This is a genomic window from Inconstantimicrobium porci (assembly GCF_009696465.1).
GTDB lineage: Bacteria > Bacillota > Clostridia > Clostridiales > Clostridiaceae > Inconstantimicrobium > Inconstantimicrobium porci.
The window spans coordinates 24,225-50,301 of the sequence record NZ_VULX01000018.1 but is presented as its reverse complement, the minus strand read 5'-3'; the positions used below and the strand labels follow the sequence as shown (position 1 = coordinate 50,301).

Annotated in this window: 29 protein-coding genes and 5 pseudogenes; 21 read left to right on the top strand and 13 right to left on the bottom strand. The window is 32.2% G+C overall.

Annotated features, from left to right (window positions below; translation table 11 throughout):
- A partial coding sequence (locus FYJ33_RS11365; protein WP_154531853.1) for an IS3 family transposase occupies positions 1–183 on the top strand: 183 nt, incomplete at its 5' end.
- Between the two features lie 125 nt (positions 184–308).
- On the opposite strand, the gene FYJ33_RS11360 is transcribed toward FYJ33_RS11365, so the two are convergent.
- From FYJ33_RS11360 to FYJ33_RS11340, 5 genes are all read right to left on the bottom strand, one after another.
- Positions 309–995 carry a Bax inhibitor-1/YccA family protein gene (locus FYJ33_RS11360; protein ID WP_154531852.1) on the bottom strand — a complete coding sequence of 229 codons (687 nt, stop codon included), beginning with the start codon at positions 993–995 and terminating at the stop codon, positions 309–311.
- Positions 996–1,102: 107 nt separating this feature from the next.
- Positions 1,103–2,398 carry a homoserine dehydrogenase gene (locus FYJ33_RS11355; RefSeq protein ID WP_154531851.1) on the bottom strand — a complete coding sequence of 432 codons (1,296 nt, stop codon included), beginning with the start codon at positions 2,396–2,398 and terminating at the stop codon, positions 1,103–1,105.
- A 13-nt stretch (positions 2,399–2,411) separates the two neighbouring features.
- The gene (thrB, locus tag FYJ33_RS11350) at positions 2,412–3,299 is read right to left on the bottom strand and encodes a homoserine kinase (protein WP_154531850.1); all 888 of its coding nucleotides are present in this window, start codon (positions 3,297–3,299) and stop codon (positions 2,412–2,414) included.
- Positions 3,292–4,788, bottom strand: a complete 1,497-nt coding sequence (gene thrC / locus FYJ33_RS11345; RefSeq protein ID WP_154531849.1) for a threonine synthase — start codon at positions 4,786–4,788, stop codon at positions 3,292–3,294. The genes thrB and thrC overlap by 8 nt, the downstream gene beginning before the upstream one ends.
- A gap of 234 nt (positions 4,789–5,022) precedes the next feature.
- Positions 5,023–5,895, bottom strand: coding sequence for a YitT family protein (locus tag FYJ33_RS11340; protein WP_154531848.1), 873 nt, complete (start codon positions 5,893–5,895; stop codon positions 5,023–5,025).
- A gap of 372 nt (positions 5,896–6,267) precedes the next feature.
- Between FYJ33_RS11340 and FYJ33_RS11335 the strand changes: the two genes are divergently transcribed.
- On the top strand, positions 6,268–6,804 hold the full coding sequence (locus FYJ33_RS11335) for a GNAT family N-acetyltransferase (RefSeq protein ID WP_154531847.1): 537 nt from the start codon (positions 6,268–6,270) through the stop codon (positions 6,802–6,804).
- A gap of 77 nt (positions 6,805–6,881) precedes the next feature.
- Here FYJ33_RS11335 and FYJ33_RS11330 read toward each other — a convergent pair whose 3' ends face one another.
- Together FYJ33_RS11330 and FYJ33_RS11325 are read right to left on the bottom strand one after the other, a co-directional pair.
- Positions 6,882–7,079 (bottom strand): hypothetical protein, encoded by a 198-nt coding sequence (locus tag FYJ33_RS11330; RefSeq protein ID WP_154531846.1) that lies wholly within the window; start codon positions 7,077–7,079, stop codon positions 6,882–6,884.
- Positions 7,060–7,635 carry a hypothetical protein gene (locus FYJ33_RS11325; protein WP_154531845.1) on the bottom strand — a complete coding sequence of 192 codons (576 nt, stop codon included), beginning with the start codon at positions 7,633–7,635 and terminating at the stop codon, positions 7,060–7,062. The genes FYJ33_RS11330 and FYJ33_RS11325 overlap by 20 nt, the downstream gene beginning before the upstream one ends.
- Positions 7,636–7,858: 223 nt before the next feature.
- Between FYJ33_RS11325 and FYJ33_RS11320 the strand changes: the two genes are divergently transcribed.
- The 14 genes and pseudogenes from FYJ33_RS11320 to FYJ33_RS11260 all read left to right on the top strand — a co-directional run bounded on the left by FYJ33_RS11320 (position 7,859) and on the right by FYJ33_RS11260 (position 16,974).
- Positions 7,859–8,005: a hypothetical protein gene (locus FYJ33_RS11320; RefSeq protein ID WP_154531844.1), complete on the top strand. Its 147-nt coding sequence runs from the start codon at positions 7,859–7,861 to the stop codon at positions 8,003–8,005.
- A 15-nt stretch (positions 8,006–8,020) separates the two neighbouring features.
- Positions 8,021–8,227, top strand: a complete 207-nt coding sequence (locus FYJ33_RS11315) for a hypothetical protein (protein ID WP_154531843.1) — start codon at positions 8,021–8,023, stop codon at positions 8,225–8,227.
- 64 nt (positions 8,228–8,291) lie between these two features.
- A complete protein-coding gene (locus tag FYJ33_RS11310; protein ID WP_328598690.1) occupies positions 8,292–9,344 on the top strand; it encodes an FtsX-like permease family protein in 1,053 nt (350 codons plus the stop codon).
- Entirely contained in the window at positions 9,290–9,574 is a 285-nt protein-coding gene (locus FYJ33_RS16425) for a hypothetical protein (protein WP_154531841.1), read from the top strand. The genes FYJ33_RS11310 and FYJ33_RS16425 overlap by 55 nt, the downstream gene beginning before the upstream one ends.
- Before the next feature lie 109 nt (positions 9,575–9,683).
- Positions 9,684–10,643, top strand: coding sequence for a small ribosomal subunit Rsm22 family protein (locus FYJ33_RS11300; RefSeq protein WP_154531840.1), 960 nt, complete (start codon positions 9,684–9,686; stop codon positions 10,641–10,643).
- A gap of 105 nt (positions 10,644–10,748) precedes the next feature.
- Positions 10,749–11,060 carry a nucleotidyltransferase family protein gene (locus FYJ33_RS11295; protein WP_338157066.1) on the top strand — a complete coding sequence of 104 codons (312 nt, stop codon included), beginning with the start codon at positions 10,749–10,751 and terminating at the stop codon, positions 11,058–11,060.
- On the top strand, positions 11,047–11,454 hold the full coding sequence (locus FYJ33_RS11290; protein ID WP_456237450.1) for an HI0074 family nucleotidyltransferase substrate-binding subunit: 408 nt from the start codon (positions 11,047–11,049) through the stop codon (positions 11,452–11,454). Before FYJ33_RS11295 ends, FYJ33_RS11290 begins: the two co-directional genes overlap by 14 nt.
- Positions 11,455–12,095: 641 nt before the next feature.
- Positions 12,096–13,277: a M20 metallopeptidase family protein gene (locus tag FYJ33_RS11285; protein WP_154531838.1), complete on the top strand. Its 1,182-nt coding sequence runs from the start codon at positions 12,096–12,098 to the stop codon at positions 13,275–13,277.
- 93 nt (positions 13,278–13,370) lie between these two features.
- Positions 13,371–13,484 (top strand): annotated as a pseudogene (locus FYJ33_RS17010) (4Fe-4S binding protein); the annotation flags it as partial.
- Between the two features lie 473 nt (positions 13,485–13,957).
- A pseudogene (locus FYJ33_RS17140) lies at positions 13,958–14,080 on the top strand (pyridoxamine 5'-phosphate oxidase family protein); the annotation flags it as partial.
- Positions 14,081–14,271: 191 nt separating this feature from the next.
- Positions 14,272–14,583 carry a PadR family transcriptional regulator gene (locus FYJ33_RS11275; RefSeq protein WP_154531836.1) on the top strand — a complete coding sequence of 104 codons (312 nt, stop codon included), beginning with the start codon at positions 14,272–14,274 and terminating at the stop codon, positions 14,581–14,583.
- Positions 14,584–14,599: 16 nt separating this feature from the next.
- A complete protein-coding gene (locus FYJ33_RS11270; RefSeq protein WP_154531835.1) occupies positions 14,600–15,220 on the top strand; it encodes a DUF2812 domain-containing protein in 621 nt (206 codons plus the stop codon).
- 132 nt (positions 15,221–15,352) lie between these two features.
- Positions 15,353–16,648, top strand: a complete 1,296-nt coding sequence (gene aroA / locus FYJ33_RS11265; RefSeq protein ID WP_321107126.1) for a 3-phosphoshikimate 1-carboxyvinyltransferase — start codon at positions 15,353–15,355, stop codon at positions 16,646–16,648.
- Positions 16,649–16,809: 161 nt separating this feature from the next.
- The gene (locus FYJ33_RS11260) at positions 16,810–16,974 is read left to right on the top strand and encodes a zinc-ribbon domain-containing protein (RefSeq protein ID WP_154531834.1); all 165 of its coding nucleotides are present in this window, start codon (positions 16,810–16,812) and stop codon (positions 16,972–16,974) included.
- Between the two features lie 45 nt (positions 16,975–17,019).
- On the opposite strand, the pseudogene FYJ33_RS11255 reads toward FYJ33_RS11260, so the two are convergent.
- From FYJ33_RS11255 to FYJ33_RS11235, 5 genes and pseudogenes are all read right to left on the bottom strand, one after another.
- Positions 17,020–17,424, bottom strand: a pseudogene (locus FYJ33_RS11255) (helix-turn-helix transcriptional regulator); the annotation flags it as partial.
- Positions 17,425–17,662: 238 nt separating this feature from the next.
- Positions 17,663–18,694: a sensor histidine kinase gene (locus FYJ33_RS11250; RefSeq protein WP_154531833.1), complete on the bottom strand. Its 1,032-nt coding sequence runs from the start codon at positions 18,692–18,694 to the stop codon at positions 17,663–17,665.
- Entirely contained in the window at positions 18,681–19,370 is a 690-nt protein-coding gene (locus tag FYJ33_RS11245; protein WP_154531832.1) for a response regulator transcription factor, read from the bottom strand. Before FYJ33_RS11245 ends, FYJ33_RS11250 begins: the two co-directional genes overlap by 14 nt.
- Before the next feature lie 8 nt (positions 19,371–19,378).
- Positions 19,379–21,424: an FtsX-like permease family protein gene (locus tag FYJ33_RS11240; protein ID WP_154531831.1), complete on the bottom strand. Its 2,046-nt coding sequence runs from the start codon at positions 21,422–21,424 to the stop codon at positions 19,379–19,381.
- Between the two features lie 71 nt (positions 21,425–21,495).
- Positions 21,496–21,885 (bottom strand): annotated as a pseudogene (locus FYJ33_RS11235) (ATP-binding cassette domain-containing protein); the annotation flags it as partial.
- Positions 21,886–22,466: 581 nt separating this feature from the next.
- On the opposite strand from FYJ33_RS11235, the gene FYJ33_RS11230 reads away from it, so the two are divergent.
- The 4 genes from FYJ33_RS11230 to FYJ33_RS11215 all read left to right on the top strand — a co-directional run bounded on the left by FYJ33_RS11230 (position 22,467) and on the right by FYJ33_RS11215 (position 24,563).
- Positions 22,467–22,931, top strand: coding sequence for an HD domain-containing protein (locus FYJ33_RS11230; RefSeq protein WP_154531830.1), 465 nt, complete (start codon positions 22,467–22,469; stop codon positions 22,929–22,931).
- A gap of 128 nt (positions 22,932–23,059) precedes the next feature.
- Positions 23,060–23,611 (top strand): helix-turn-helix domain-containing protein, encoded by a 552-nt coding sequence (locus tag FYJ33_RS11225; protein WP_154531829.1) that lies wholly within the window; start codon positions 23,060–23,062, stop codon positions 23,609–23,611.
- 15 nt (positions 23,612–23,626) lie between these two features.
- Positions 23,627–23,794, top strand: coding sequence for a hypothetical protein (locus FYJ33_RS11220; RefSeq protein WP_154531828.1), 168 nt, complete (start codon positions 23,627–23,629; stop codon positions 23,792–23,794).
- Positions 23,795–24,047: 253 nt separating this feature from the next.
- Positions 24,048–24,563 (top strand): hypothetical protein, encoded by a 516-nt coding sequence (locus FYJ33_RS11215; RefSeq protein ID WP_154531827.1) that lies wholly within the window; start codon positions 24,048–24,050, stop codon positions 24,561–24,563.
- Positions 24,564–24,585: 22 nt separating this feature from the next.
- Here the strand turns inward: FYJ33_RS11215 and FYJ33_RS11210 are convergent.
- Positions 24,586–25,394, bottom strand: a pseudogene (locus FYJ33_RS11210) (MBL fold metallo-hydrolase).
- 194 nt (positions 25,395–25,588) lie between these two features.
- Here FYJ33_RS11210 and FYJ33_RS11205 point away from each other — a divergent pair.
- Positions 25,589–26,029: a GNAT family N-acetyltransferase gene (locus FYJ33_RS11205; RefSeq protein ID WP_154531826.1), complete on the top strand. Its 441-nt coding sequence runs from the start codon at positions 25,589–25,591 to the stop codon at positions 26,027–26,029.
- Positions 26,030–26,077 lie beyond the last annotated feature (48 nt).

The window sequence follows — 26,077 nt, the reverse complement described above, 5'->3', positions numbered from 1 at the left end:
CTTATTAAAAGAGAGTGGTTAAATCGTTATAAAATTTTAGATTATAAACATGCATATAAACTTGTTTTTGAATATATCGAAACATTTTACAATACAGTAAGAATACATAGTCATTGTGAATATTTATCTCCAAGTGAATATGAAAATAGGTACTATTCAGAAAATATAAAAAATGCATGTTAATCACAAAAATTATTTATCCAAATTTAATTTGTACTTTTTCTTGACATAGTACCATTATGAGGAATAGAAATACATTGTGACTTATTTTATTTAAAAAAAACGGCTTTATTAGCCGCTTTTTTTTACTAGTCTCTTCTTGCAAGAAGTCTTAATAGATATATAAATATGTTGATAAAATCTAGATATAAGTTAAGAGCTGCGATTACAGCGTATTTACCAACAGTCTGGCTGTCCATAGAATAGCTTTCATAATGGATTCTCTTAAGTGTCTGCATATCATATGCTGTAAGTCCACAGAAAATAAACAAGCCAACATATGTTATAAGCATTTCAAGTCCTTCAAGACCTAAGAACATGTTTGCTATTGAAGTTACAATAACGCCAATAAGAGCCATCATTGCGAATCTTGCAAAAGTTGATAAATCTCTTTGTATTGTAACGCCTACAAATCCACAAGCTAAAAATGTTACTGCTGATACAAAGAATACAGTAACTACTGATGTTAGGTCATAAACTAAGAAAATTGAACCAAATGTAATTCCATTAACTAATGCATATACAATAAACATAGTTAAAGCAGTTTGTACAGACATTTTATTTATATTTCTTCCTAAAATCCATACAAGAACTAATTCAACTCCACAAGCTACAACCATTATTGCTGGATTGTTGTAGATCATGTCAAAAACAAAATCGCTATTAGATACGAAGTAACCAATCCCAAATGTTACGAAAAGTCCTAATGCCATGTATAAGAAAGTTTTGCTAATAAAACTTGCCTGACTTTTAGCATAAGTCATTTCATTATTCATAAAATCACCCCACTTAATATTTTATACTTTAGATAATTAAAGTATATCTTATTTTTATTATTAACTTTAATTATAAGTTATAATCAACAATTTAACAAGAAGTGAATTTAGTCAAGATTTTCAATTCTAATAATGTTTTCCACTTTGAATTTATCAGTTAAATTTTCAAAAGCCTTAACAAAGCTTCTTATTGATTTTTCCTTTGTTTTATGAGTCATAAAGATAATATCTGTTTTACCATCAGTTCTATTGCCTCTCTGGATAAGAGACAGAATAGAAATTTTATTAAGAGCAAAAAGACTTGTAATTTCAGCAAGAGTACCTGGAGTATCAAGTACATTCATTCTTAGATAGTATTCTGCAACAGAATCACCAAAATCTTTCAAAATTTCATCATCATTCTCATCAAACAGGTCAAGACAGTTTGGCTTATTGTTTAAGTTTTTAGCAACTGAGATTATATCTCCAACTACAGCTGAACCAGTTGGAAGGTCGCCAGCACCTTTTCCGTAGAACATTAAATCACCAACTGCATCGCCTTTAATCATAATAGCGTTGTAAGAACCATTAACATTAGCTAGAGGGTGGTCTGTTGGAATCATGGCAGGGTGGACACTGATTTCAAGCTTGCCATCATTAATTTTTCCTATAGCAAGCAGCTTTATTTTATAGCCAAATTCTTTAGCAAGTTCAATATCACATTTTGATATCTTAGTAATACCTTCTCTGAAGATTTTATCGTCAGCGACTTTCTTGTTAAAGCATAAAGCTGTCAGTATATCAAGCTTGTACACAGCATCAAATCCTTCTATATCAGAAGTAGGGTCAGCTTCAGCGTATCCTTTTGCTTTCGCATCCTTAAGAGCAGCTTCAAAGGACATGCCTTTAGTATCCATTTCACTTAAGATGTAATTAGTAGTACCATTTAAAATTCCGATTACCTGCTGAATTTTGTTGCCTGTAAGTGCTTCATTAATTCCCTGTATTATAGGAATACCGCCTGCAACTGATGCTTCATAGCAAACATGAACACAGCCGATTTCCTGTGCTTTCTTGAAGATTTCTGTGCCGCATTTTGCCATAAGCAGTTTATTGGCAGTAACGATATGCTTTTTCTTCTCAAGTGACTTAAGAATATAATCTTTTGCTGGATTTTCTCCACCTATAAGTTCAACTACAATGGAAATTTCATCATCATTAAGAATATCTTCAAAGTTAGTAGTAATAAGACTGCTATCCACATCTACATTTCTTTTTTTATTTTTATTACGTACAAGTATTTTTGCAACTTCAATTTCATATCCGCTACGTTTCTCAATTATTTTTTTATTAGTAGTTAGAATTTTGTATACTCCAGAACCTACGTTACCAAGCCCTAGAAGTGCTATTTTAAGTTTTTCCATAAATAACCCACCTTTAAATTACTGTAATTGTTGCACCCTTAGTATCAATATTAAGCGTTCTTATTTTCCATTTCATTTTACTGTCATTTAAGTAACATTGCAGTTTATCCTTAAGACTTGTATTAGTTTTCTTATTTAAAATCATTATTGTAGGACCAGCACCACTTAAAAATGAAGCAATATCTCCATTTTTATCAGCAAAATCTAGAATATCAAAAAAACCAGGAATAAGTTTTCCACGATAATTCTGATGGAATCTGTCTTTGCATGCAATTTTAATATTATTAATGCTGCCTTTTGACAAAGAAAGTGCTAAAAGCACAGCTCTGCTGGTATTAAATACGCCATCACTTAAGCTTATTTCTTCTGGCAGCACACTACGTGCTATTTCAGTTGAAAGTTCCATATCAGGGCTGAGAGCAATGAATTCATAAATGTCTGGAACTGAGAAATTTTCATAAAAAATATCATCGTTTTCGATGACTGAAGCAGTTACGCTTCCAAGAAGAGCAGGCACAATGTTGTCAGGATGTGTTTCGATAGTTTTTGCAATCTTTAGTACGTCATTATTGTCTATTTTAATATGCCTAATGGCAAAGGCAGCAAGTACACCGCCGATTACACATGTTGCAGAGCTTCCAAGACCTCCTTTTAGAGGAATATTTGAATCAAATATTATCTTTACTCCGCTGACAGTTTGATGAAGGGCAGATAGAGCAGTTTTAAAACTTACATAAAATAAGTTTTTCTCATTAGCATATTCTTTATCGCAGCCTTCTATCACTAATCCATGATCGATTTCATCAACATAAAATGTATTATATAAATTTAGAGCTAATCCAAGACAGTCGAAACCAGGACCTAGGTTTGCACTTGTAGCAGGTACTTTTATCTTAATCATCCTGCTCACCACTCTCTAAATATTTCTTAAGATTTGTAATTATAGTAGACTTGTCAATGACTTCATCATGGATTACTTTTTTGTTCTTTAGATTGCTAAGATTTTTTGGTATTTTAACATTAGTATTTTTATAGAGTTTGTCCATCATTTCAAATGGAGTAAGATCTTCTTCATTTAGGCTTAGCGCTTTGAGTACTGATTCAGAAAACTTATATGGACTTGCAGTTGATGCAATGAGTGTTTTAGTATTATCAGAAGTCTCAGCTACATAATCTTTATAAACCTTGTAAGCAACAGCTGTATGAGTATCTATCAGGTAATTGTGACTTTCATACATTTCATTTATTGCTTTCAGGGTATCTGAGTCACTGCAGAAGCCTGCATAAAATTTGTCTAGTGATTTTTTGAATTTATCTGTTATTTCGAAGTGTCCGTATTTCTGAAGTGAGTCCATGGAGTCTTTAACAAAAGTTTCATTTTCACCACTGATTTCGTAAATATATCGTTCAAGATTAGAAGAAACAAGGATGTCCATTGAAGGTGAAACAGTAGTGTACATTTCTCTTTTGGCATCATAAAAGCCTGTCTTAAAAAAGTCAGTAAGTACATTATTCTTGTTTGATGCACATATAAATTTGTTTACAGGTATACCCAGTTTCATGCTGTAATAAGAAGCTAGGATATTGCCAAAGTTGCCACATGGAACAACAATATTGATTTTATCGTTTAAATTTATCTCATGTTTTTTTACAAGCTGCAGATAACTGTATACGTAATACACAACCTGTGGGATCAGCCTTCCTATATTTATAGAATTAGCAGAAGAAAAAATTCTGCCTTTTTCATTCATTTCTTTTCTTAATGCTGAGTCTGTAAAAATAGTTTTGACGGCTCTTTGTGCATCGTCAAAGTTTCCTTTTATGCCAAATACTTTAACATTTTTGCCTTCTTGAGTTGTCATTTGAAGTTTCTGCATATTGGATACACCTTTTTCAGGATAAAAGACAACTATTTTTGTGCCTTCAACATCTGAAAATCCTTCAAGTGCTGCTTTTCCAGTATCACCAGAAGTTGCTGTTAAAATGACGAGTTCTTTATCAAGAGAAATCTTTTTGCCGCTTTCTGTCATCAAATGAGGCAGTGCTGATAAAGCCATGTCTTTAAATGCACTTGTTGGACCGTGATATAACTCAATGAAAAATGCATCATCAGCTTTTGTTAAGTTAACCATATCATTAACTGAAAACTTATTATCATAGCTGTCATCTACTATTTTATTTATTTCTTCAACTGAAAATTCATCAAAAAATATCTGAAATATATAAGATGCAGTTTCTTTATAAGAAAAATTAATCATTTTTGAAAGAGGAAGCTGTACCTCTGGAAATTTCACAGGAACAAAAAGCCCGCCGTCATCACATAAACCTTTCAGTATTGCTTCGTTTGAATTTACAACTTCAGTACTTCCCCTAGTACTTTTATATAACATAAAGAATAGCCCTCCTTTTGTAAAATGCTGTAATAATATAATCATAGTATGTATGCAATACAAAGTCAAGTGTTTCTGAATCGTATACATTAATGGCGGATAATTAATTTTTTTACTGTGGTTGTTAATTCTTAGAAACTGTCCGTTAGGAAAGTTTCATCCTATAAAATAAGCCATTCCACGAGCTTTAGCTTCGTGGAATGGCTACTTTAATTATACATTATAAATCATACATTATTGAGCTGTCATTTCAGGAAGGACAAAGCCTTCTCCAATTACTTCATTTGTATTTGTAATCATGACGATTGCTTTAGGATCATATTTATAAGCAATAGATTTAATTGCTGAAATCTGTACATTAGAACATGCACAAAGAACAATTTCCTTAGAAGTTCCACTGTAGCTTCCTTTTCCGTCCATTAGTGTAGCACCACGGTGAATAAGTTCAAATATATCGTTAGCTAGAGGTTTGCCATATTGTTTATCAATGATGATAAGCAGCAGCTTTCCATCAGTTACACCAATCATAACTTTATCCATAACGATTGTTGTAATTATATTTGCAACCACACCATATAAAATAGCATCCACATTTTTATATACAGCTCCACCAACTAAGACTATAGCTGTATTAATCACAAGGACAATCTGACCGACACTTAAGTGTGGCTTTTTCTGCTTTATGCTCATAACAATAAAGTCAATTCCGCCAGTTGATGAACCACGCATGTATATAAGCGCACATCCAAGGCCAGTGAATATACCAGTAAATATACTTGCTGTAATTGGAAGTCCTTTATACATAGGAAGATGTGGAAATATGTAATCTAAAATAATAGTATTAATAAATATTGTTTTCATTGATTTAAGTAGGAAATTTTTTCCGAGAACTTTGCATGAAATAATTATCAGTGGTATATTTAGTGTCATAGTAAGAGTTCCTATAGGAAGATTAAATATGTAATTTAGTATTAAACTTATACCAGAAAGTCCTCCTGGAGCAAAGTTTGCATTTTTTGCAAATGAGTAAATCCCCATGCCTAAAAATATACTTCCGATAATATCATATATAGTATCCATTAATAAGGTTTTTGATTTTGATTCCATAACATACCTCTTTAGTAAGTTTATCTTTTGATTTATATAAAAAAGTACAGTGTGTATATGTACTTTTATTTACCATAAGTTCGTTTTCCTATTTTAACATTATTTATATTAAGCAACAATATCATTATTTGTTATATTCTATTAAAATATGATCTTTTGATAAAAAATATTATCCTATACACAAAATTTATATTGATAATATTATAATTTAGATTGCTGTTAAATGACAAATGAACAAAAATGACACTTGTGCATATATATTTTTAACAGAATGATAAATACATATTAATCCATAATAAAATAAATATGGTAAATTATGAGGCGCTGTGATACAATAACTAAATACATACATAACAGGGGGATGACATTTCTATGATTGAAACAGAAAGAGTAATACTAAGAAGATTTAAAGAAGAGGATATAAAAGACCTCAATGAATACTGCAGTCAGGAAGGCGTTGGGGAAAAGGCTGGCTGGAAGCATCATGAAAGCATATTTGAATCTAAAAGCATACTTAAGATGTTTATGAAATCAATAGAGCAGTATGCGATTGTCTATAAGGAAAATAACAAGGTTATTGGACATATAGGAATACATAAGGATTCTGAAGAAGGAAGAGCAGACACTAAGGAACTTGGCTATGTTCTTAATAAGGATTACTGGGGAAAAGGCATTATGACAGAAGTTGTACAGGCAGTTTTAGAGTACCTGTTTAAAGGAAACGTAGTGGATAACGTTTATGCCTGCTGCTTTACAAACAATACAGGCTCAAAACGCGTGATAGAAAAGTGCGGTTTTAAGTTTGAATGTAATGATAAATATGTTTCAAGAACGCTTAATACAACATTTGATTCCTATGATTACATTATTACAAGAGAGATGTGGGAAGGTAGTAGAAAGGATTCTTAAATAAGGACTGTAGTATAGGCTTGTATAAACCGTTTAACAGTCCTGTTAAGAATAAACTTTTAAAGCTGAGTTCTGCATTATATAAAATATAGGCCGATAAAAGTATCGATAATATCCTTGCCAGATACAACGACTATAACTGAATTATTTTTAGGATTTATTTTTGAGCCATAATAGTATTTTACAAGCTGCTCAGAAACTTTCATACCATATGGCAGAGAAAGTGTAAGGTTGTATTTGCCATATGGTATATTCTCAAAAATAAGAATCCTCATAGTTGTTGTCAGCGCTTGTAACACGACCTACCAGCCTATAAGTCCCATCTTTAGTGAAAGTGTAAGACCAGTCCATCCAGTCTGTAGTTCCAAACTGAGGCTGATTATAATTTCCAGCAGCATTGAATAGGTTTGTTACTCTATTGCCATTTTCGTTGTAAATGTCAACAGAAGCAGAATCATGATTTACACATATCCTAGCTGTTTCTCCTGTAAAGAAAAAGGCAGAACCTTGAATAGTATCTCCAGCGCAGGCAGTAAAAGTCTGAGAAAGAGAAGTAGGTGCAGCTTTTGAAGATCCAGTCTTTAGTAGTGCAAAATAATCTCCACTTATTGGATTGTAAGTCCTTGTAAAACCACGTAATGGATCATTGTTAGTTAATACTGCTTTTGCAGTTGTTTTCGCATAACCTGTTCCACTATGAGCTACATCCCATAATGAAACTACGTTGTTAGTCTCATGAGGCAGAAGCTCAAAATCTCCATTATCTATAGGATTTGCTGCGCATGCAGGTGTATTTCCGCCGCCATTACATCCTGATACACTGAATAACATTGAGAAAACTCCTATAAAATTACAAGGAATATCAAATACTGCAGTGTATGCACCATTTACAAGTTTACGAAGCTGTAGTGTATAAGTGCCTGCATCTAGTACAGCACCTTCCTCTAACTGATAAGGAGCCTGTAAAGTAGTACCGTTTTCTGCAACAACCCATAGCTGATAATTACTGCATAGAGCTAAAGTTTCAAGAGTTAGTGTTAGTGGAGCAGCAATTGTGAGAACATCCTCTAAAGTTGCATCTGGTGATAATGATTATGTGCGATTAGGTGATTTAGTACTGTATAGTGATAAAAATATCAATGATGCCATAACAACAAAACGCGGGCAGGTGTATATCCTTACTGATAACTGGACTAAGTAAAGAGAAGTGAAGAAAATGAAGTTTAGAGATTTTTTAAAACACAGGCTGTTTTATACAATTATATATTTTGGAGGAATATCACTTGCGTTTATAGTAATGTGCCTTACTATAAAGATCAGCAAAGTGACCATTCCAGCTGGAAACATAATTTATGTCTATGGAATTGCTGTTGTATTTTACATGATATTTATGACATATGAGCATTTTAAGAAAAGTTATTAATGATAACAAAAAGATATTAATAAGGAAGAGGATTTTTCCTGAAATTATAGGGGAGAGCACTCTTGTGCAGACTGATAAAAAGTGGATATACTTTGTTATAAGCCAGCTTGTAATCAATGCTGTGAAATATACATCTATAGCAGGCAGGGAAAAGGAATTCGGACTTTTAGCTATGTTTGGTCTTACAAAGAGCCAGATAAGAAGATATGTAATTACAGAAAACATGATAATATCTGTAGCTTCAGTTGTCACATGTCTTTTCTTTGGCATGCTTTTTTCAAAACTGTTTTACATGGCAGTAGAAGCAATTATAGATTTAGGCGGACAGGTAAGCTTTGTCATTTCACCAAAAGCACTTATTGTAACTACAATCAGCTTTTTGCTAGTGCTAAATATCATAAGTTTAATGATGAGTTTCAAAATTAAGAACAGCAATATCGCAGAGCTTTTAAAAGGCTCAAGGGTTCCTAAAAAGAATCCAAAGTTTTCAAAGTTTAAGGCAGTTTTGTCAATACTTTTGATCGCAGGTTCATATGTAGCTGCAGTTATGTCAAAAGCGTACATTGTTTTTACGATGATTCCTATTTTTATCGTAGTGGTAGTTGGTACAAGATTGTTATTTACGCAGTTTAGTGTCTATTTTACTGATAAGCTTAAAAACAGCAGACATGTCTTTTATAAAGGTATAAACATGATTACACTGTCTCAGATTATCTACAAGCTTAAGTATAATGCAAAAGTTATGTTTATAACCTCCATCTTAAGCGGTGTTACTTTGGCAACAGCTGCAAGCGTATATTCTCTTCAGCAGGTCACACTAGATGGAATAAGGAATAACGAGCCCAATGATATAGCTGTTATGGAGCAGGGAGTTAATTCTCACAACGTAATAGCTGAAGGAAAAATCGATGAAATCTTAAGCAGGAATAAGCTTGAAGTTATAAACAGGGAAAAAATTAATCTGCTTAAAGCTGAAAACTGCGACGTCAAGAAAAATCCTAATAAAAAGGTGCATTATTCAAACAATACAATATTGCAACAGGCAGCATATTATACTTTAAGATGTTTAATGAAATCCAGAAGGATAAATATGATTTCATGGGACTTAAGAAGATAGGTGTAACTAAACAGGAACTTAACAAGACTATCAGTTTTCAGAGTTTTATCATGTTCTTCCTGCCAGTAGCCATTGCAACACTTCATGCTATCTTTGCAGTAAAAGCAGTGGGAATGCTGCATATGAAATATTTTATGTTTATTGAAGCAATTTATATAGCACTGCAGGCTGTATTTTATCTGTTCTCAAAGTGGAGGTACGTAAAGCAGATAAACAGCTGGATAGAATAGAAGTTAGATTTAAAAATGAATTTGTTAGTTTTTTTTCGCAAGTTCTGATACAATAGCAGTAGGATTTTTGAAAATATACTAATAAATTAACACGAGTGAGGAAGAATTAATGGAATTACCTATAGAATTAAAAACAGCTGTTGAAAATGTGATTAATGGTCTAAAAAAAGGTGACCTGATGAAGAATGCTGAAAATATCAGCAATAGATATAGAAATGAGAGTGGAGAGGGTAAGCGTCTTTTAACTGAGGATGATGAAGCTGCTGCTTATTCTGTTGTAAGAATGCCGGCTACATATGGTGCGGTTTTTACTGCGCTTAATTATACTCTTGATAATGTGGAAGGCTGCAAGATTAATTCGCTTCTTGATATTGGAGCTGGAACTGGCGCTGCAACATGGGCTTGTGATACTCTTATTGACCTTGAAAGTGTAACGTGTCTTGAAAGAGAAAGTGCTATGCGTAACATTGGAAAAGCTATAATGAGCGAAGGTTCAGAAGTCTTAAAAAATGCAGTTTGGAAAGAATTTGACCTTATAAAAGGAGATATTACTGAAAGAGCAGATCTTGTGACAGTATCTTATGTGCTTAATGAATTAAGCGAGGAAGAAAGAATCAAGGCTGCTGAAAAGATATGGAATGCTGCAGATAAGATAGCGTTATTTGTTGAGCCTGGAACTCCTGTTGGCTATAACAACTTAAAAAGAATAAGAGAACATCTTTTAGCTAAAGGTGCTCATGTTGTTGCTCCATGTCCACATGAAGAAAAATGCGCGCTTAAAGGGGATGACTGGTGTCATTTCTCATGCAGAATACCAAGAAGCAGACTTCACAGACAGCTTAAAAATGCAGATGTTCCTTATGAAGATGAAAAGTTTGCTTATCTTGCACTTTCAAAAGAAGAATACAATAAAGCAGACCTTAGAATATTAAGACATCCAATCACTGCCAAGGGAAGAATAACTCTTGATGTATGCAGCAGAGACGGCATAGAAAAAATGGATGTTTTTAAAAGAGACAAGGATTTATACAAGAAGGCTAGAAAAGCTGACTGGGGAGATGAAATATAAATATATTAAAGAATGCATGTTTATAGAAGTCGATATATGGCTATGATATAATTATTAGAGTTAATATTATAGATTGAGTATTCTATGATAGGAGGAAGCATAGTCTTGGATAAGAAGAAGTTATCAAAAATGACTGAGATAAGTGAAGTAGTTTTAACACAGATCGAAGAACTAGCACTAAAATATAACATAAAAAAAGTGATTTTATTTGGCTCTCGTGCTAGAGGAGATTATAAAAAAAGAAGTGATATAGATTTAGCAGTTATAGGTGGTGATGTGCCTGAATTTACTTTAGCAGTGGATGAAGAAACTACCACTCTGCTTATGTATGATATTGTTGATTTAGGACGAGCTGTTCAGAGTGAACTGCTGGAATCAATTAATAGAGATGGAGTTGTGCTATATGAAAAAATTTGAAAACTTTTGTAATTCTTTGGACAATTTAAAAGATATATATAAATATAATGAGCCATACGATAATGTTACATTAACAGGTTTAGTAGCGTTATACAGCATATGTTTTGAACAGTCATGGAAGGCAATGAAAGAAGTTTTGGCATATGATGGAGTTGCAGGGGCAGAAACAGGTTCTCCTAGAAGTATTATTAAACTGGCATATTCTGTTGGATTAATCAATAATGATAAAGTCTGGCTTGATGCTTTAGTATCAAGAAATAATGTAGCTCATTCATATAATAAAGATATTGCTATAGATATAGTTAGAAATACTAAAGCAAAATATGTAGATATGTTTGACGCATTAAAAATTAATATAGAAAAAGAGTATATTAAAGAGAGCTTTGTATGGTGAGATAAAGCAATGAATATTTATTGAAAAAGAACTCGGAGCTGCACACTGAGCCTGTTACTTGCAGGAGTAGGATGTGACGGGATATCCCGTTATAGATATAGAGTATCTCAAATTTTGACGTACTTGAAGAGGTGTATATAGTGATATATACATAAACTGAGGTGGTACCACGAACATATTACTTTCGTCCTCAAGATTATATAAGTCTTGGGGGTGAAAGTTTTTTTATTGTATAGGAAATTGTATTCAAAAACTGCAATTTTTAATAACATAAAGTTTTGATAATAAAGGGTTTACACGTTTGTGTAAAAGAATGGTAGAATGCAATTTCGTCCTTACAGAATCAGAATCAATAAGGGATGTTATTGCATTTCCTCTTGTAAAAAGATAGAGTGCTTGATAAATAATAAATTATTCTCTATTCAATGTTTAATATTAATTAAAAAAATGTTGAAAATACAAATAAAAATACTAGAGTAGGTATGTTGATTTATATGAAAAATTGGTATAATATTAAAAATAAATGAAGAATCTTGAATAAAGTTTGTTGAATTTATTTATTAATTTTTGGGAAAGTATATAAGATAGTATATATTATCTTATATGCTTTATTAAAATTTAAATATAAGTGAGGTTTTTTTATGAATGAAATAATGAATCAAGCTAAATCAATAAAAGAAGACTTAATAAATTTTAGAAGAACTATTCACAGTAATCCAGAAGTAGGTGATGCATTACCAAAAACAAAATCTTATGTAATAGAAAAGTTAAAAGAATTTGGATATGATCCAAAGGAAATATGTGAAAGTGGTATAGTTGCAACAATTGAAGGAAATGAGCCAGGAAAAACATTTTTATTAAGAGCTGATATGGATGCACTACCAGTGAAAGAAGCAACTGAATGTGACTTTAAATCAAATAATGGTTGTATGCATGCATGTGGTCATGATATGCATACAGCTATGCTTTTAGGAGCAGCTAAGCTTTTAAAGCAAAATCAAGATCAAATAAAGGGAACAGTAAAACTAGTATTTCAACCAAATGAAGAAGGGTTTAAAGGTGCTAAAAATATGCTAAAAGCTGGAGTGCTTAAAAATCCTGATGTAGATGCAGCTATGGCAATGCATGTTCATTCTGGAACACCTTCAAACGTTGTATTATGTGGTTTAGGAACAAGTATAGCTGGATGTAACAGATTTAGAATAGTTGTAAAGGGAACTGGATGTCATGGAGCTATGCCTGAGTTAGGAGTGGACCCAATAAATATAGCAGCACACATATACCTAGCTTTACAAGAAGTAACTACTAGAGAAGTATCAGCCACTAAACCTGCTGTTGTAACAATAGGTAAGTTTTCTGGAGGAGAAGCAGCTAATATAATACCAGAAGAAGTTATAATGGAGGGTACTATTAGAAGTTTAGATAAAGAAGCTGGAGAATTTATATTTAAGAGAATGAATGATATAGTAGTATCTACTGCTAAGATGTTTAGAGGAGAAGCTGAACTAATAGAATTATCATCAGTACCACCATTAACTAATGATACTGATTTAGCTAAGGAAATTACCTCTTATTTAAAGGACTTATTAGGTGAAAAGTCAGTAGTATTATTTGAAGGAGGCGGAATGGGTTCAGAAGATTTTGCTTCTTATTCATATGAAGTACCAAGTGTCTATCTTATGTTAGGTGCTGGTACTAAGCAAGAAAATTCTTTATATGGTGAAGCAATGCATAATCCAAAAGTAGTATTTAATGAAGATATATTAGTCACAGGTGCAGCTATGCATACATATTCAGCTATTATGTGGCTAAAAAATAATTAACTTTTTGGCCTTAGTAAATAATATAGATTTACTAAGGCTATTTTAATTTTTGCACGAAAGAAAAATTTTTTAAGAAATTATGAAATATAATGAAGCAAGTGCTTAATGTGCCAGAGGTGTATGAGTAATTGTCCAAAGGATGCATTTTATTATAAGGGCAAAAAGTATATTCAATACACCACTTTACAAGTAATTAAATTACCATAAAATACAACGAACCAAAAACCGTTTCCTGTACAAACTAATCATAACAAACAAACTCTTTTGTAAGGACGGTGTTTGGTTCTATGAATAGTATTGGTAATAATTCACTAATTAATACATTAAAAAAATATTAACTGCATATAAAAGTATTTTTTATAAACGAAGCTTTGATAACTTTCAAATAATAGTAATCTCAATTCTATATATGCAAGAAGTTAAGTCTATAAAATTACTTTATGATAAATTTATAAGAAAGTATTGGAATGTCTGCTTAAATAGATTTTACTATTTCTTATCAGAAAAGAATTTTAATATAACCGAGTTAGCGATAGCAACTATCAACATTTTAATAAAGCTTATTCCAAATCAATTTACTAGGGGTAGCCTATACCATGTGTATTACTTTACCTTTTATAAATGAGCAATTTTCTAAATATCAATTTCAAAGTCCACAAGAATTTAAATATCACTTGTCAGAAGGCATTCTCTATTTCTATTTTTCAACAAACACATCATCAAATAAAGTCAAGTTTTTCAAACAGAATCCAAAAGCCAGTATATATTTTATGGACAAGCGATTTTTCAGAGGGGTAAGTTTAAATTTTACACTAAGCTCTAACCATTTTATATAAGATGGTTAGAGCTGTTTTTGCATTTAGGGGGGATGGATATTTTGGGTTTTATTTGAAATTACACTTGCATTATACAGTTGGTCGATATATAATCTAACTATACAGTTCAACTGTATAAAGTCAAACTATATATTTGAACTTTATATACGGAGGCATTTATGAAAAGAGATAAGAATTTACCACTGACAGAAACCACATATTATATTCTTCTTGCATTGCTTAAGCCTGCACATGGATACATCATCATGCAGAAGGTAGAGGAACTTAGCGAGGGAAACGTCAGATTAGCAGCAGGCACATTGTATGGAGCTATAGATAATTTGTTAAAGCTTAAGTTTATAATGCCAGTGCCTAGTGAAGACAAGAGAAGAAAAGTTTATTTAATTACAGATAAGGGACGCGAAATACTGAAGCTTGATTTAGAAAGAATAAAATATATGGCTAGAATTACAGAAGAAGCTTTAAATTAAATTGGAGGTTTGATACATGCGTATTTATAAAATATTTACTGATTATGCAAAAGAGGAAAAATGGCTTAATGAAATGGCAAATGAGGGATATGAAGTTGTGAGCACTGGTTGTGGTTATAAATTTAAGAATATAACACCAGAAGATGCAGTATATAAGATAGATTTTAGGACATTTAAAAGCAAAAATGATTTTCTAGATTACTGCACTATGTTTGAAGATTGTGGCTGGAAGCATATTTCAGGAACAAAATCTAGTGGGAAGCAGTACTTTAAGAAAATATCAGATGATGGTGATGATGATATTTTTTCTGATAATATGTCAAGAGCTGCTAGGTATAAAAGAGCATCTGAAGTCTGGGGTTCATTGGCTTGCTGTTATCTTGCATTATTAGTTTGTTTTTCAATAAATGGTGTTGTAAATATTAATGCGTTATTTAATCCTAAGGAATTATATTTTACACCTGGATTATGGGAAATGACAGGATTATCTTTCGTGAGGGCTTTTTTATTTGAAACTCCTTTTGCAATAGGAAGAGGTTTTATTTGGCTTGCATTTCCTATTGGAATGATGATCTATTTTTATTTTAGTGTTAAATCAAAAAAGCTTTATAAAGAAACTAAGAAAAATGAAATTTAGGACTTATTAAAGTATTGTAGTCAGTAGAGTAAGTTATACTTTACTGGCTATTTTGATTTAGAATTGAAAAAAGAAAGACTATGAAAATATTTGAAAAAGTGTATAATGAATTTAAATATGATGTAGCAAAGGGTGAGAACTATTAATAATTATCTTGTTAAACAATATAAAAACAGCGGAAGAATTGAAGTTAATGTGCCTGGTTCAAAGAGTATAACTAATCGTGCACTTATGATTGCAGCGCTTTCTGCTGGTGTCTGCAAATTAAAAGGTGTACTTTTTAGTGATGATTCAAGGGCTTTTTTAAGCTGTCTTACTGAGCTGGGATTCGAAGTTACTATTAATGAAGAAATAAAAGAAGTAACTATTCATGGTCTTAGTGGGCAGATACCTAATAGAAATGCAAAGATAAATGTAAGAAGTGCTGGAACGGCAGCACGTTTTTTAACAGCTATGCTTGCTTTTGCTGGGGGAGACTATGTTTTAGATTCTTCTGGTCAGATGAAGAAAAGACCTATGAAACCATTAATAGAGCTTCTTAGAAGTCTTGGCGTAACTGTTAAATGTCTTGAAAAAGAAGACCATTTCCCATTTGAGATACATTCAAAGGGCATAAATAAAAATGAAATAGAAATGGACACTACAGTAAGCAGTCAGTTTGTAAGTGCTTTATTAATGACTGGAGTTATGGTTAAAGATGGGCTTAAGATAAAAATGACTGGCAGCAGGACTAATGGCGCATATATCAAAATGACTCTTGCAATGCTAAAACAGTTTGGTATTGATGTGGTACGTCAAGGCGATGAATGTTTTGTTCCTTATAATTTATCATATGAAAAAGAGGTATATCAGATTGAACCAGACGTTTCGGGAGCATGCTATTTCTATGCTATGGCCGCTTTGCTTGGAACAACAGTAAGAGTTAAGGATGTACATATTGATTCATTGCAGGGAGATATTAAGTTTTTAGATGTACTAAAAGAACTTGGATGCATTGTTAAGGATACTGAAAGTGGAGTATGTGTTACTGGAAAAAAGGATAGAAAATATCCTGGGATAATTGTGGACATGAATGATTTTTCAGATCAGACAATGACACTAGCAGCTATTGCACCATTTGCATCTTCAGAGACAATAATAAAAAATATTTCACATATCCGTTTCCAGGAAACTAATAGAATACAAGCAATTGTTAATGAACTTACTAGACTTGGCATTAAGTGTATGGAAGCTGAAAAATATAAAGGTATCATAATACAGCCAGGAAACATTATCAAAAATGAAGTTGAAACATATAATGATCATAGAATGGCTATGGCTTTTACTTTGATTGGATTGCGTACAGGTGGAATAGTAATCAAAAATTATAAATGCTGCGCAAAAACATTTGAGAATTATTTTGATATAATTGACGATATAACAAAATAAAATAGGCAATAATGTAAATGATACTTGCAAATAATTCGCATCTGTGGTAATATAAAGGTGCAGTTAAAAATTGTAAATTAGAAGGTTTCATATGGATATGTAGTTTCTCTTTATTAGAGATTATAGTATCAATTAAAATCTTTAATTTAGGAGGAATAGAAATGGAAGATAAAATATTAGTCTGCGTAGACTGCGGAAAAGAATTTGTATTTACAGTAGGAGAACAGGAATTCTACAAAGAAAAAGGATTCGAAAACGAACCTAAGAGATGCCCTGCTTGTAGAAAAGCAAGAAAAGAAAGAAGACAACAACAAAATAGAGGATAGTTTTTGAATTTAATAGGCTGCGGCATTATGCTACAGCCCTTTTGCTTTTTTTTCAATTCTATAATTCATTTCACTAGCTCCTTTTATTGTTATTTTGAAGCTGATAGGTGGAAATGCTTTCAAGACACTGCCTTCATTTTTTGCTTGTGATGGAGATATTCCATGCACATTTTTAAAAGCTCTTGTGAATGCTGTTGGTGAATCATAACCATATTTTAAAGCAACATCGATAACTTTCTCATCACCATTCTGCAGATCAACAGCTGCAAGAGACATTCTTCTGCGCCTTACATATTCAGAAAGAGGTACATCTGCAATGTAGGCAAACATTCGCTGAAAATGATAAGTTGAGCAGCAGGCAATCTTTGACGCTTCATCTATGTCGATGTCTCCTTTGATATTGTCCTCAATATAAGTGACAGCATTATTTAATCTTTCTATCCATTTCATATATCAATCTCATAACAATAAAATACTATAAGCTATAAAAATAAAATCACATTCAGTAATAACTTAAGAGGTTTGGAGGTGAAACCTCCATTAATTTTAAGAAATGCTCAAGCAAAGCGAGAGCAATTTCTTTCCTTCATTCATCATTCTGCTTTCAGCTTTCATAATTTTGAGAAATTTGTGAGCACAGCGAATAAATTTCCAACTCAATTCTAAATTTTAAACTTTAAATTTTAAATTAATTTTCAACCTTTGGGAATGATAAACGTATTTCAAGTCCATCTGTGTAGCTTTCAGATGCTTCTATGTTTATTTTTAAGCTTTTAGCTACTTGTTTTGAAAGGTATAATCCCATACCTGTTGAATTTTTGCGTATTTCACCAATTTCACCAGTGAATCCTTTCTCAAAGACGAAGGGCAGGTCATATGGTTTAACTCCGATGCCGTTATCTCTTATTGTAAGAATTATAGCTTTATCAGTTTCTTCTGCTGATAAACTTATATAAGGATTAGAAGCATCAGTGTTTTTATATTTTATTGAATTGCTGATTATCTGTCTGATGATAAACTCAATGGATTTTTTGTCAGATACAACATGGAGATTGTCAATGTTTAGTGTTATGCTGATGTTCTGTTCCTTAAGAATTGGAGAGTATTCATCAAGAACATCTTCGCAGACTTCTGTCAGGGATAACTCTTTGAAAATAAAGTCATTAGATGTGGCTTTAAGTCTTGCATAATAGAGCATACGCTCGATGTTTTCCTGAATCTTTGTGCGCGAGTACTCAAGCTTTGCATAAACTGATGGCGACAATTCCTCTTTTCTGTTATCAAGCACAAAGGTCATGAGTCCCAGGGGAGTCTTTATCTCATGAGCCCAGGCTTCTATATATTCTTCGTATTCGTTCATTTCAGCAGACTTTATTTTAAGATCAGATAGATTGCTGCGAAGCAGTTCACCAGCTTCAATAACTGAATTCTTTTGACTGCCATGAAATAAATTCATTATTTTATCTTCATTAGTTTTTGAAGGATCGGCAAGAAAATCATTAAATGCTTTTGCTCTTTTATTATCATTAATATAGCAGATAAAGATAGTGGAGCAGTAGACAATCAAAGAACCAATAAGCATCACTGGGAATATGTATGAAAATGAGCTTGAGTCAATAATCCATAACAAAGTTCCAAAGAGGATGTTAAGTGCAAGCACAACTATAAACCAGAGTCTGTTTTCATCAAGTACATCGATTAATCTTTTAATTATCTTCATTTTTTCTTACAGGCTCTAAGCAGTAGCCCTTCCCCCTGACTGTATTTATTTTATAATCTGTATCCAGGTTGTTAAGTGACTTTTTTAGTCTTGTCATGTTTACGTGAAGGGCATTTTCATCAACATATTCAGTAGTACCCCAGAGTTTTTTAAAGAGCATGTCTTTAGTGACAAGTCTGCCACAGTTTTCAAGCAGCAGCTCCATGATTTTTCCCTGATTTTCAGGTAAGACTGCAGCTTTGCCTTTAACGTTAATAGTGTAAGTCTGTAAATCTAAAGAGATTCCTTTTATCTCAAGATAGTTTTTCCTGTCTTCTAAGCGGCGCAGCAGATTGTTTATTCTTGCAAGCAGCCTCTCACTACGGCAGGGTTTATTTAAGTATTCATCTGCACCAATGTCAAGAGCGTGAAGCTCATCTTTCATAGCATCACGTCCAGTAAGTACAAGTATAGGAATATTACTTTTGCCTCTGATTTGTTTGCATATCTCAAAGCCTGATATGTTAGGCAGATTTAAATCAAGTAAAAGAAGGTCAGGTGAAGAAGCGATAATTTCATCCGCAGCATTACTAAACTCATTTACGCAGAGTACATCATAACCTGCTTTTTCTAAAATATACTGCAGTTCTTCTCTCATGAAAATTTCATCTTCAACTATTACAATCTTCTTCACCATTATCACCTCTAATTATCTTCTCTTTTTATAGTCATAATTCCAGCTATATTCCTGTCACTGCTTTTCTTTACAAAATGCATATAGAGTAATTCTACCACACATATAAAGACAATTACAGGAATAGAAAGCATCATAAGCTTATTAGTCTGCTGATGCATTGTTGTTGTCAAAGCACCTGTATATAATGATCTTACTGCAAATATACTGCATATTGCAGAGGCAGAAAGTGGCAGCATAAAGTACCATGTAATCTGTCTTCTAGCAGACTTACACATCATTTCGTATGTGCAGCCAATGTATGATAAAGTCTGATAACGCTTCTTAGTTTTCTGCTGATGAATTAAGAACTGAACGCCCATTACAGTGTTAGCAATTATCAGCAGAATAACAGCTAGATATATAGTTGTATAGCTTGCTGATATAGTATAGAACAACTCTCTTCCCATATTCTGAAGATAGCTTTCATATCTTAAATTACTAGTGTTAAGTTTTTTATTAACTTCACCTATGGCATTCATCAGCCCTTTTTCATTAACATAATCTTTTTTTAGTATAGCATTCACAAAATAGTGGGGCTTCTCTTGATCGGTATATTTATTAAATAGTTCGTCTGGCACTATAAAAGCAAAGCTTAGAGTCAGCATCCTGTCTGTTATAATGCTGTCGCTGTAAGTTTTATTTACAATTTTTATTTCTTTATCATTCATAGTTATTGATACATTTTCCTTTAAGGCATCTTCCAGCATTTTTGTACTAGCTTCATCTGTAAATTCAGGATCGCTATATATGGCAGCTTCGTTATCATTTAATTCAAGAGGCTTTTTACCTTGAGCCTGCAAGATATTATTGTATGAAGATAAAGCAATAAGATTAGGATGGTCATAGTGATCAATATTGTTTAAGAAGTTATCTCTTATTTCGCTCTGTGGCTGTTTTGCTACAGCACTTTTAATTTTATCCATTGAGCATTTTTCTAATTTGCTTAGGTAGTTTTCTGTTTTCATTTCAAATGGATTGTACATATATTTATCTAGCCCTAATTTAGATATTGTAGATTCAACTTCTGCTTTGTCAGCATCAAAAGTGTAATCTATAATATGAGTTTCCTTGCTGTTATTAATATAACCAACTGGAATTCCATAAGCAAAGCAGCTTACTGCAAATAGTAATAACATTGATGAAACTGCTAAGATGTTTGGTTTTAAAAATACAGATTCCTGAAGCTGTCTGAAAGTAAACATACTTAAGCCATTAATATTATTTTTACGCTTTATAAACATTTCAAATAAGATACTTATTCCGTGGAAGAATAAGAATAATCCTGCAATACCGATTAAAAGAGATAAAGACATAGATGCTAAACGTACCCATGATTTACCGCTTATAGCCAGGTAAAAAGCAGTTACTATTAATGTGATTCCTAATATTAATTCAATTATAGTTATTGTTTTATTACTTTCACGCTTTTTCTCAGTCTGAGATTCATTAAGCAGTTCAGTAACTTCTTTGCTTGTAAATTGAACGCAAAGAATGATCAGTGCTGCAAATCTTATAAGAAAATAGCCAATAATAGTCCATATAACTGCTGAAACTGATAATGAAAAATGATGTCTGATTATGCCAAGACCTACAACTTTAGCAGTTACGAGGCTGATAATTTCAGATATAAAAACTGCAACTGGCATACCAATAACCAGTGACAACACACTGTTGTATAATTCTTCTGCAAAAAGCATTAGCAGTAGTTTTGAACGCTTCATGCCAAGCATCATATACATGCCAAGTTCTCTGCTTCGTCTGTCCAGCTGATACTTGCCAGCAAAGTACACAAGGAAGAAGAGGATAAATAATGACATTATATATAAAGCAGGGATAAGCATGAACAGTTTGTGCAGTGCATCACTTTCCATAGTCTTTAAAAATATGATTACATCCTGTTCCTTTAGCGAAAGGATGATATAAAAAGCAACGATTGAGATTATTAATGAAACAAAAAACAAACCATTTTCTTTACGGTTACGTTTGCTGTTCCTTTTAACTAAACTATAAAACATTTGCACTGCCTCCTCCCAGTTGCGCCATTACAAGCAGGATTCTTTCGTAGAAATCTTCTCTTGATTCATTTAGCCAGCTTATCAAGATATGAATTATTATCATTCTGCAGTTTATTATGGATAGCAAGAGGAAGCAGAATATTCTCTTTTGCTGTCAGGTTTTCTAAAAGCTCAAAGTTCTGAAACAGGTAGCCGATTTTATTACCTCTGTAATCTGCAAGTTTATCACCTTTAAACTTTTCAATATTTTCGCCATTTAATAAGATGTTGCCATCAGTAGGACTTGTAGTTGTGGCAATGCAGTTTAAAAGAGTAGTTTTACCAGATCCGCTGCTGCCCATGATACCAATAAATTCTCCGTCAATAACTCCAAAGCTGATTCCGTCAAGAGCCTTAGTTGTATATTCTTTTTTTCCATAATATTTCTTTAAGTTTTTAACTTCTAATATTCTTTCACTCATTTTTATCACCTTTCACATTTTTATTATTTGTAGGAAATTACATTCTGACAGAATCATTTGTATTAATTTTAATTTGTTTAGAACAAGTAACTTCTTTAGCACAGAATGCAATTTCTTCCTTTAGTAATTTAAGGGTTGAAAGAGATATGGAGAAACGACTTGGAACGAAGCGACGGAGGCTTCGCAATATGTCTTTCAACTCTTCTACAAATAAAACTCCGGAATTTCATTTGATATTATTCTTAACTTATACATCTAGTATAAAGGGAAAATTAAAAATATAACACTTACATTTAGTGAAAGGTTTTTGGATCTGTGAAATTTAAACTTAATATATACGTGAGTAATCATAAGGAAGATATAATATAACTGATATCAATATGATTTTAATTTAATAAATTTTCTTAGAAGCTGGGAATATAATTCCTGGCTTTCTTTATGTTTATGATGATTATTGGTGCAATTTTCAAAAGCGAAATCTGGATTAGGAATTAATAGTATCATGTACGTAGAGAATTATGTTATAATTTACAATTATAAGTAGAAAGGACTTGCAGCATTTGTAGTAAGGAGGTTACTTGATGAATAGGATTGAGGTTTTAAGAAAATATGTGGACAACGTACTCTTAAAGATGACTGATAATGAGGAAAGACGAAGTGCTTATGTGCATCTTTATGGAGTTTCACAATGTTGTGCAATGATAGCAATAAAAAGAGGAGAAGATGTGGAACTGTCAATGGCAGCAGGAATGCTGCATGATATTTATTCATATTCAGCAATGGATTCAAAAGATCATGCACACAAAGGTGTTACAATGGCAATCGATATTCTTGTGGCTTCTGGTCAGTTCAATGATGATGAAATTAAAAAAATCTGCACAGCAATTTATAGTCATAGCGACAAAGGAATAATAGACTCATCATTTGCTGAAGTGTTAAAGGATGCAGACGTTATGCAGCACTATTTTTATAATCCGCTAGTGGAAGTTAAAGAAAGTGAAAGAGTAAGACTTGAGAAATTAATAAAAGAATTTGGACTAGCTTAAATGGCATAATATAAGGATTTTTCGACAATGCAAACTGAAGTTGCGCAAATGCAAACAGTGGTTGGTGTTAAGTATAGAGAAAACTTTTTATAATTTAAACAAAAGATTTAAGAAAAGGAGTTTTAGTTATGAGTTTTTCAGAAAATTTAAAAGCAATAAGGAAGGAAAGAAATATTTCACAGGAAGATTTAGCAGAAATAATGGGAGTAAGCAGGCAGGCTGTTTCAAAATGGGAACAGGGAAGTGGCTATCCAGAAATGGAGAAACTGCTTGTACTATCTAGAAAGCTAAATGTTTCTTTAGATTATTTAATGTTAGGTGAATCATCAACTAATGAAATAAATAATGAAGTAACTAACAATATAGTTGTACCAAATGGCAAGATAACAATCAAATCAGCAGATGGCAAATCAATTTTCAACTGCTATAAGGTTTCAGCATCACACGTAATGTTCAAAGCAAAAGAAGATGAGCCAAAGTACTGCCTGAATGGTGTAAACAGTGGAGCATTCTGGGGTGAAAATTCAATCATCCTTGGTTGGTATAAAGATGAAGAGTCAGCAAAGAAGGAAATGAACGAAATTGCAGAAGCTATGAATAAAGGAGTCTCAGTGTACGAACTAAAATATGCTGTTAAGGTTAAAACAAAAAGATTAAGAATAAAGATAGACAATGAGTAATTAAGAGTTAAAAAAGTGTATAATATTAAGAACAATCAGAAATTTGACTTTAATAAAGACGAAATAAAGCAATGCATTGGCAGAATGGTTGAAAAGATCATGGCTGACTATGGATATACACCTGATAAAGATATGGAGCTTAAAGATACAATATTCTTTAAGAATGCTATGAAATATAAATAAATTTGTATATAATTTTCAATTTATGATATTATATAGGTAAGGGATAGGATCAAGTGTTATTATTTGATCATTAGATTATAATATACTTTATAAAGTGTCGGAGTAGTTTGTTGGCGCAGACTACTCTTTTTCTTTATACAAATGAAAGTATATTTACTATATCGAGTTATTTTTTGTATAAGAAAATTTCGATAAGCTTAGAATTTAGAAGTCTATATAAAAACAACAAGGACAATTATAGGGGGAGCATTGCGTGATTATTAGTGCAGAAGTTATCAGCCAGCCATTATCAGGAGAATATGAAGAAGTTGTATATGATTTTTCTTCTGAGTGGAAATCAGCCTATTGGGGATGGATTAAGTTTACAGATGATGATTACAGTGAATGGGTAGGAGAATTTAGAGGTGAAGTTATTGGCATCGAGATATCAGAAAGATTTAACTCTGTCTTAGTGCTGACTAAAGACTGCCTGTTTTTATTAGACAGAAGTACAAATAAAGTTGTGGAAATTGTAGAGGACCCAGAGTACGTTCAGATTACATTATCTCCACAGCAGGAATATATCGTTGCTAGTGATTATGAAATAGCAGTTATAAGAGAGTCAGCTAAGAAGCCTTATTACATTAATATATCAGGTGCTATAAGCTGCATCCGTTTCAGGGGATGGAAAGAAGATAAGCTTATTTTAAACTGTGAGGATTATTTAGAATACGGCGAAGAAATTGATTTATCCTTAGACTCTGAAACTTTTGAAATTGATATAGCATAAAATAAGCATTATTCATTTTTTATCACCATTTGATTTTAAGACCAACGCCCACTTCTTTTACAGCCAGTCCTCTGTTTATCATTTCAGCTTTAACTTTTAATGATGTGCAGTGGCAGGGATATAATTCTGGAATGGTATTAGCTTTAAGATAATCGATAGTCTTTTGAACCTGCTCATTAACATCAAATAGATGAAAACCACCAATAACTCCTAGGATTTTCTGTTCATTGAAGACTTTTTTAGCATAATCAATAATGTTGCAGATTCCGCTGTGTGAGCAACCAGTAATTATATATAATCCCTCAGATTTCTGATAAACTAGGGCAGTATCTTCTAAGACATAGTCGTCTACGAATTTATCATCAATAAGATGTTTGCCAAAGCAGATTCTTTTCTCGAAAGTATTAAGCTTTGGAATAGCACCTAAAAATGTTATGTTTTCACTAATCTTTACAGGATTTTCTGAAAGTATAAGGTTACATTTCCTGCATAGTTCATCTTCTAAGATTGGTGAACCTATTTCTTCATTATTCATAACTTTTTCCTTAAAAGTATCAGGATGAGCGACTATTGAAATATTATTGTTATAAAATTGTTGAAAAAAGTATTTTAGTCCAAGTGTATGGTCATTATGACCATGTGAAAAAGCTAGCTTGTCTAATTTATTTAAGTCTATGCCGAGTTTTTCTGCATTCTTTATAAATATATCTGAATAGCCTGTGTCAAACAATATTTTAGTATCTTCATCTTCAATATAATATGAAACAGCGGTTCTCCTAAGTAATACTGGTCTATATAAGTGTTGTTATCAACTAAGACTGTTAATTCCATTGTAATTACCTCTTTTCAATATCTATAGCTAATATAAATATTATATCAAAGCTCCTAATAATTTTGAAATTATATAAAGTTAAGAAATATATTTACACTATATGCTATAATTAATTATGAGATTGTCATGTTAAGTATGCTTATATTTATAAATTGTATAGGCTTTACGTTCTAGATTTGATGGGAGAGTAATAATGAAAAGTAATATTGAACTAAAAGAAATTGATAGTGATAACTGGCGAGAAAATCTGCATGTTAAAGATGAGCAGAAGGAGTATGTTTCAGACTTGAAGGGTATAGAGGCAAGGGCATATGCTTTTAGAAGTTTCAGGAGTCATGCTCTGATGATTTATTATAATGATACCGCAGTAGGAGCTGCTTTATATTATGATTATGAACCATATAAAGCATATGATTTTTGCGAGTTGTTTATTGATGAAAGATATCAGGGAAAAGGATACGGCAAACAAGCATGTAAGTTAATATTTGATAGAATGAAAGCTGATGGCAAATACAAGAAGGTAATTCTTTGTTATATAGATGGTAATACTACAGCTGAGAAAATGTATCTTGAGCTTGGGTTCACTAAAACAGAAGAAGACGAAGATGAAATATTGATGAGTATGGATTTGTAAAAGTTATATTATATAATTATATTACTTTTATAAAGCAGTATTGGAGGA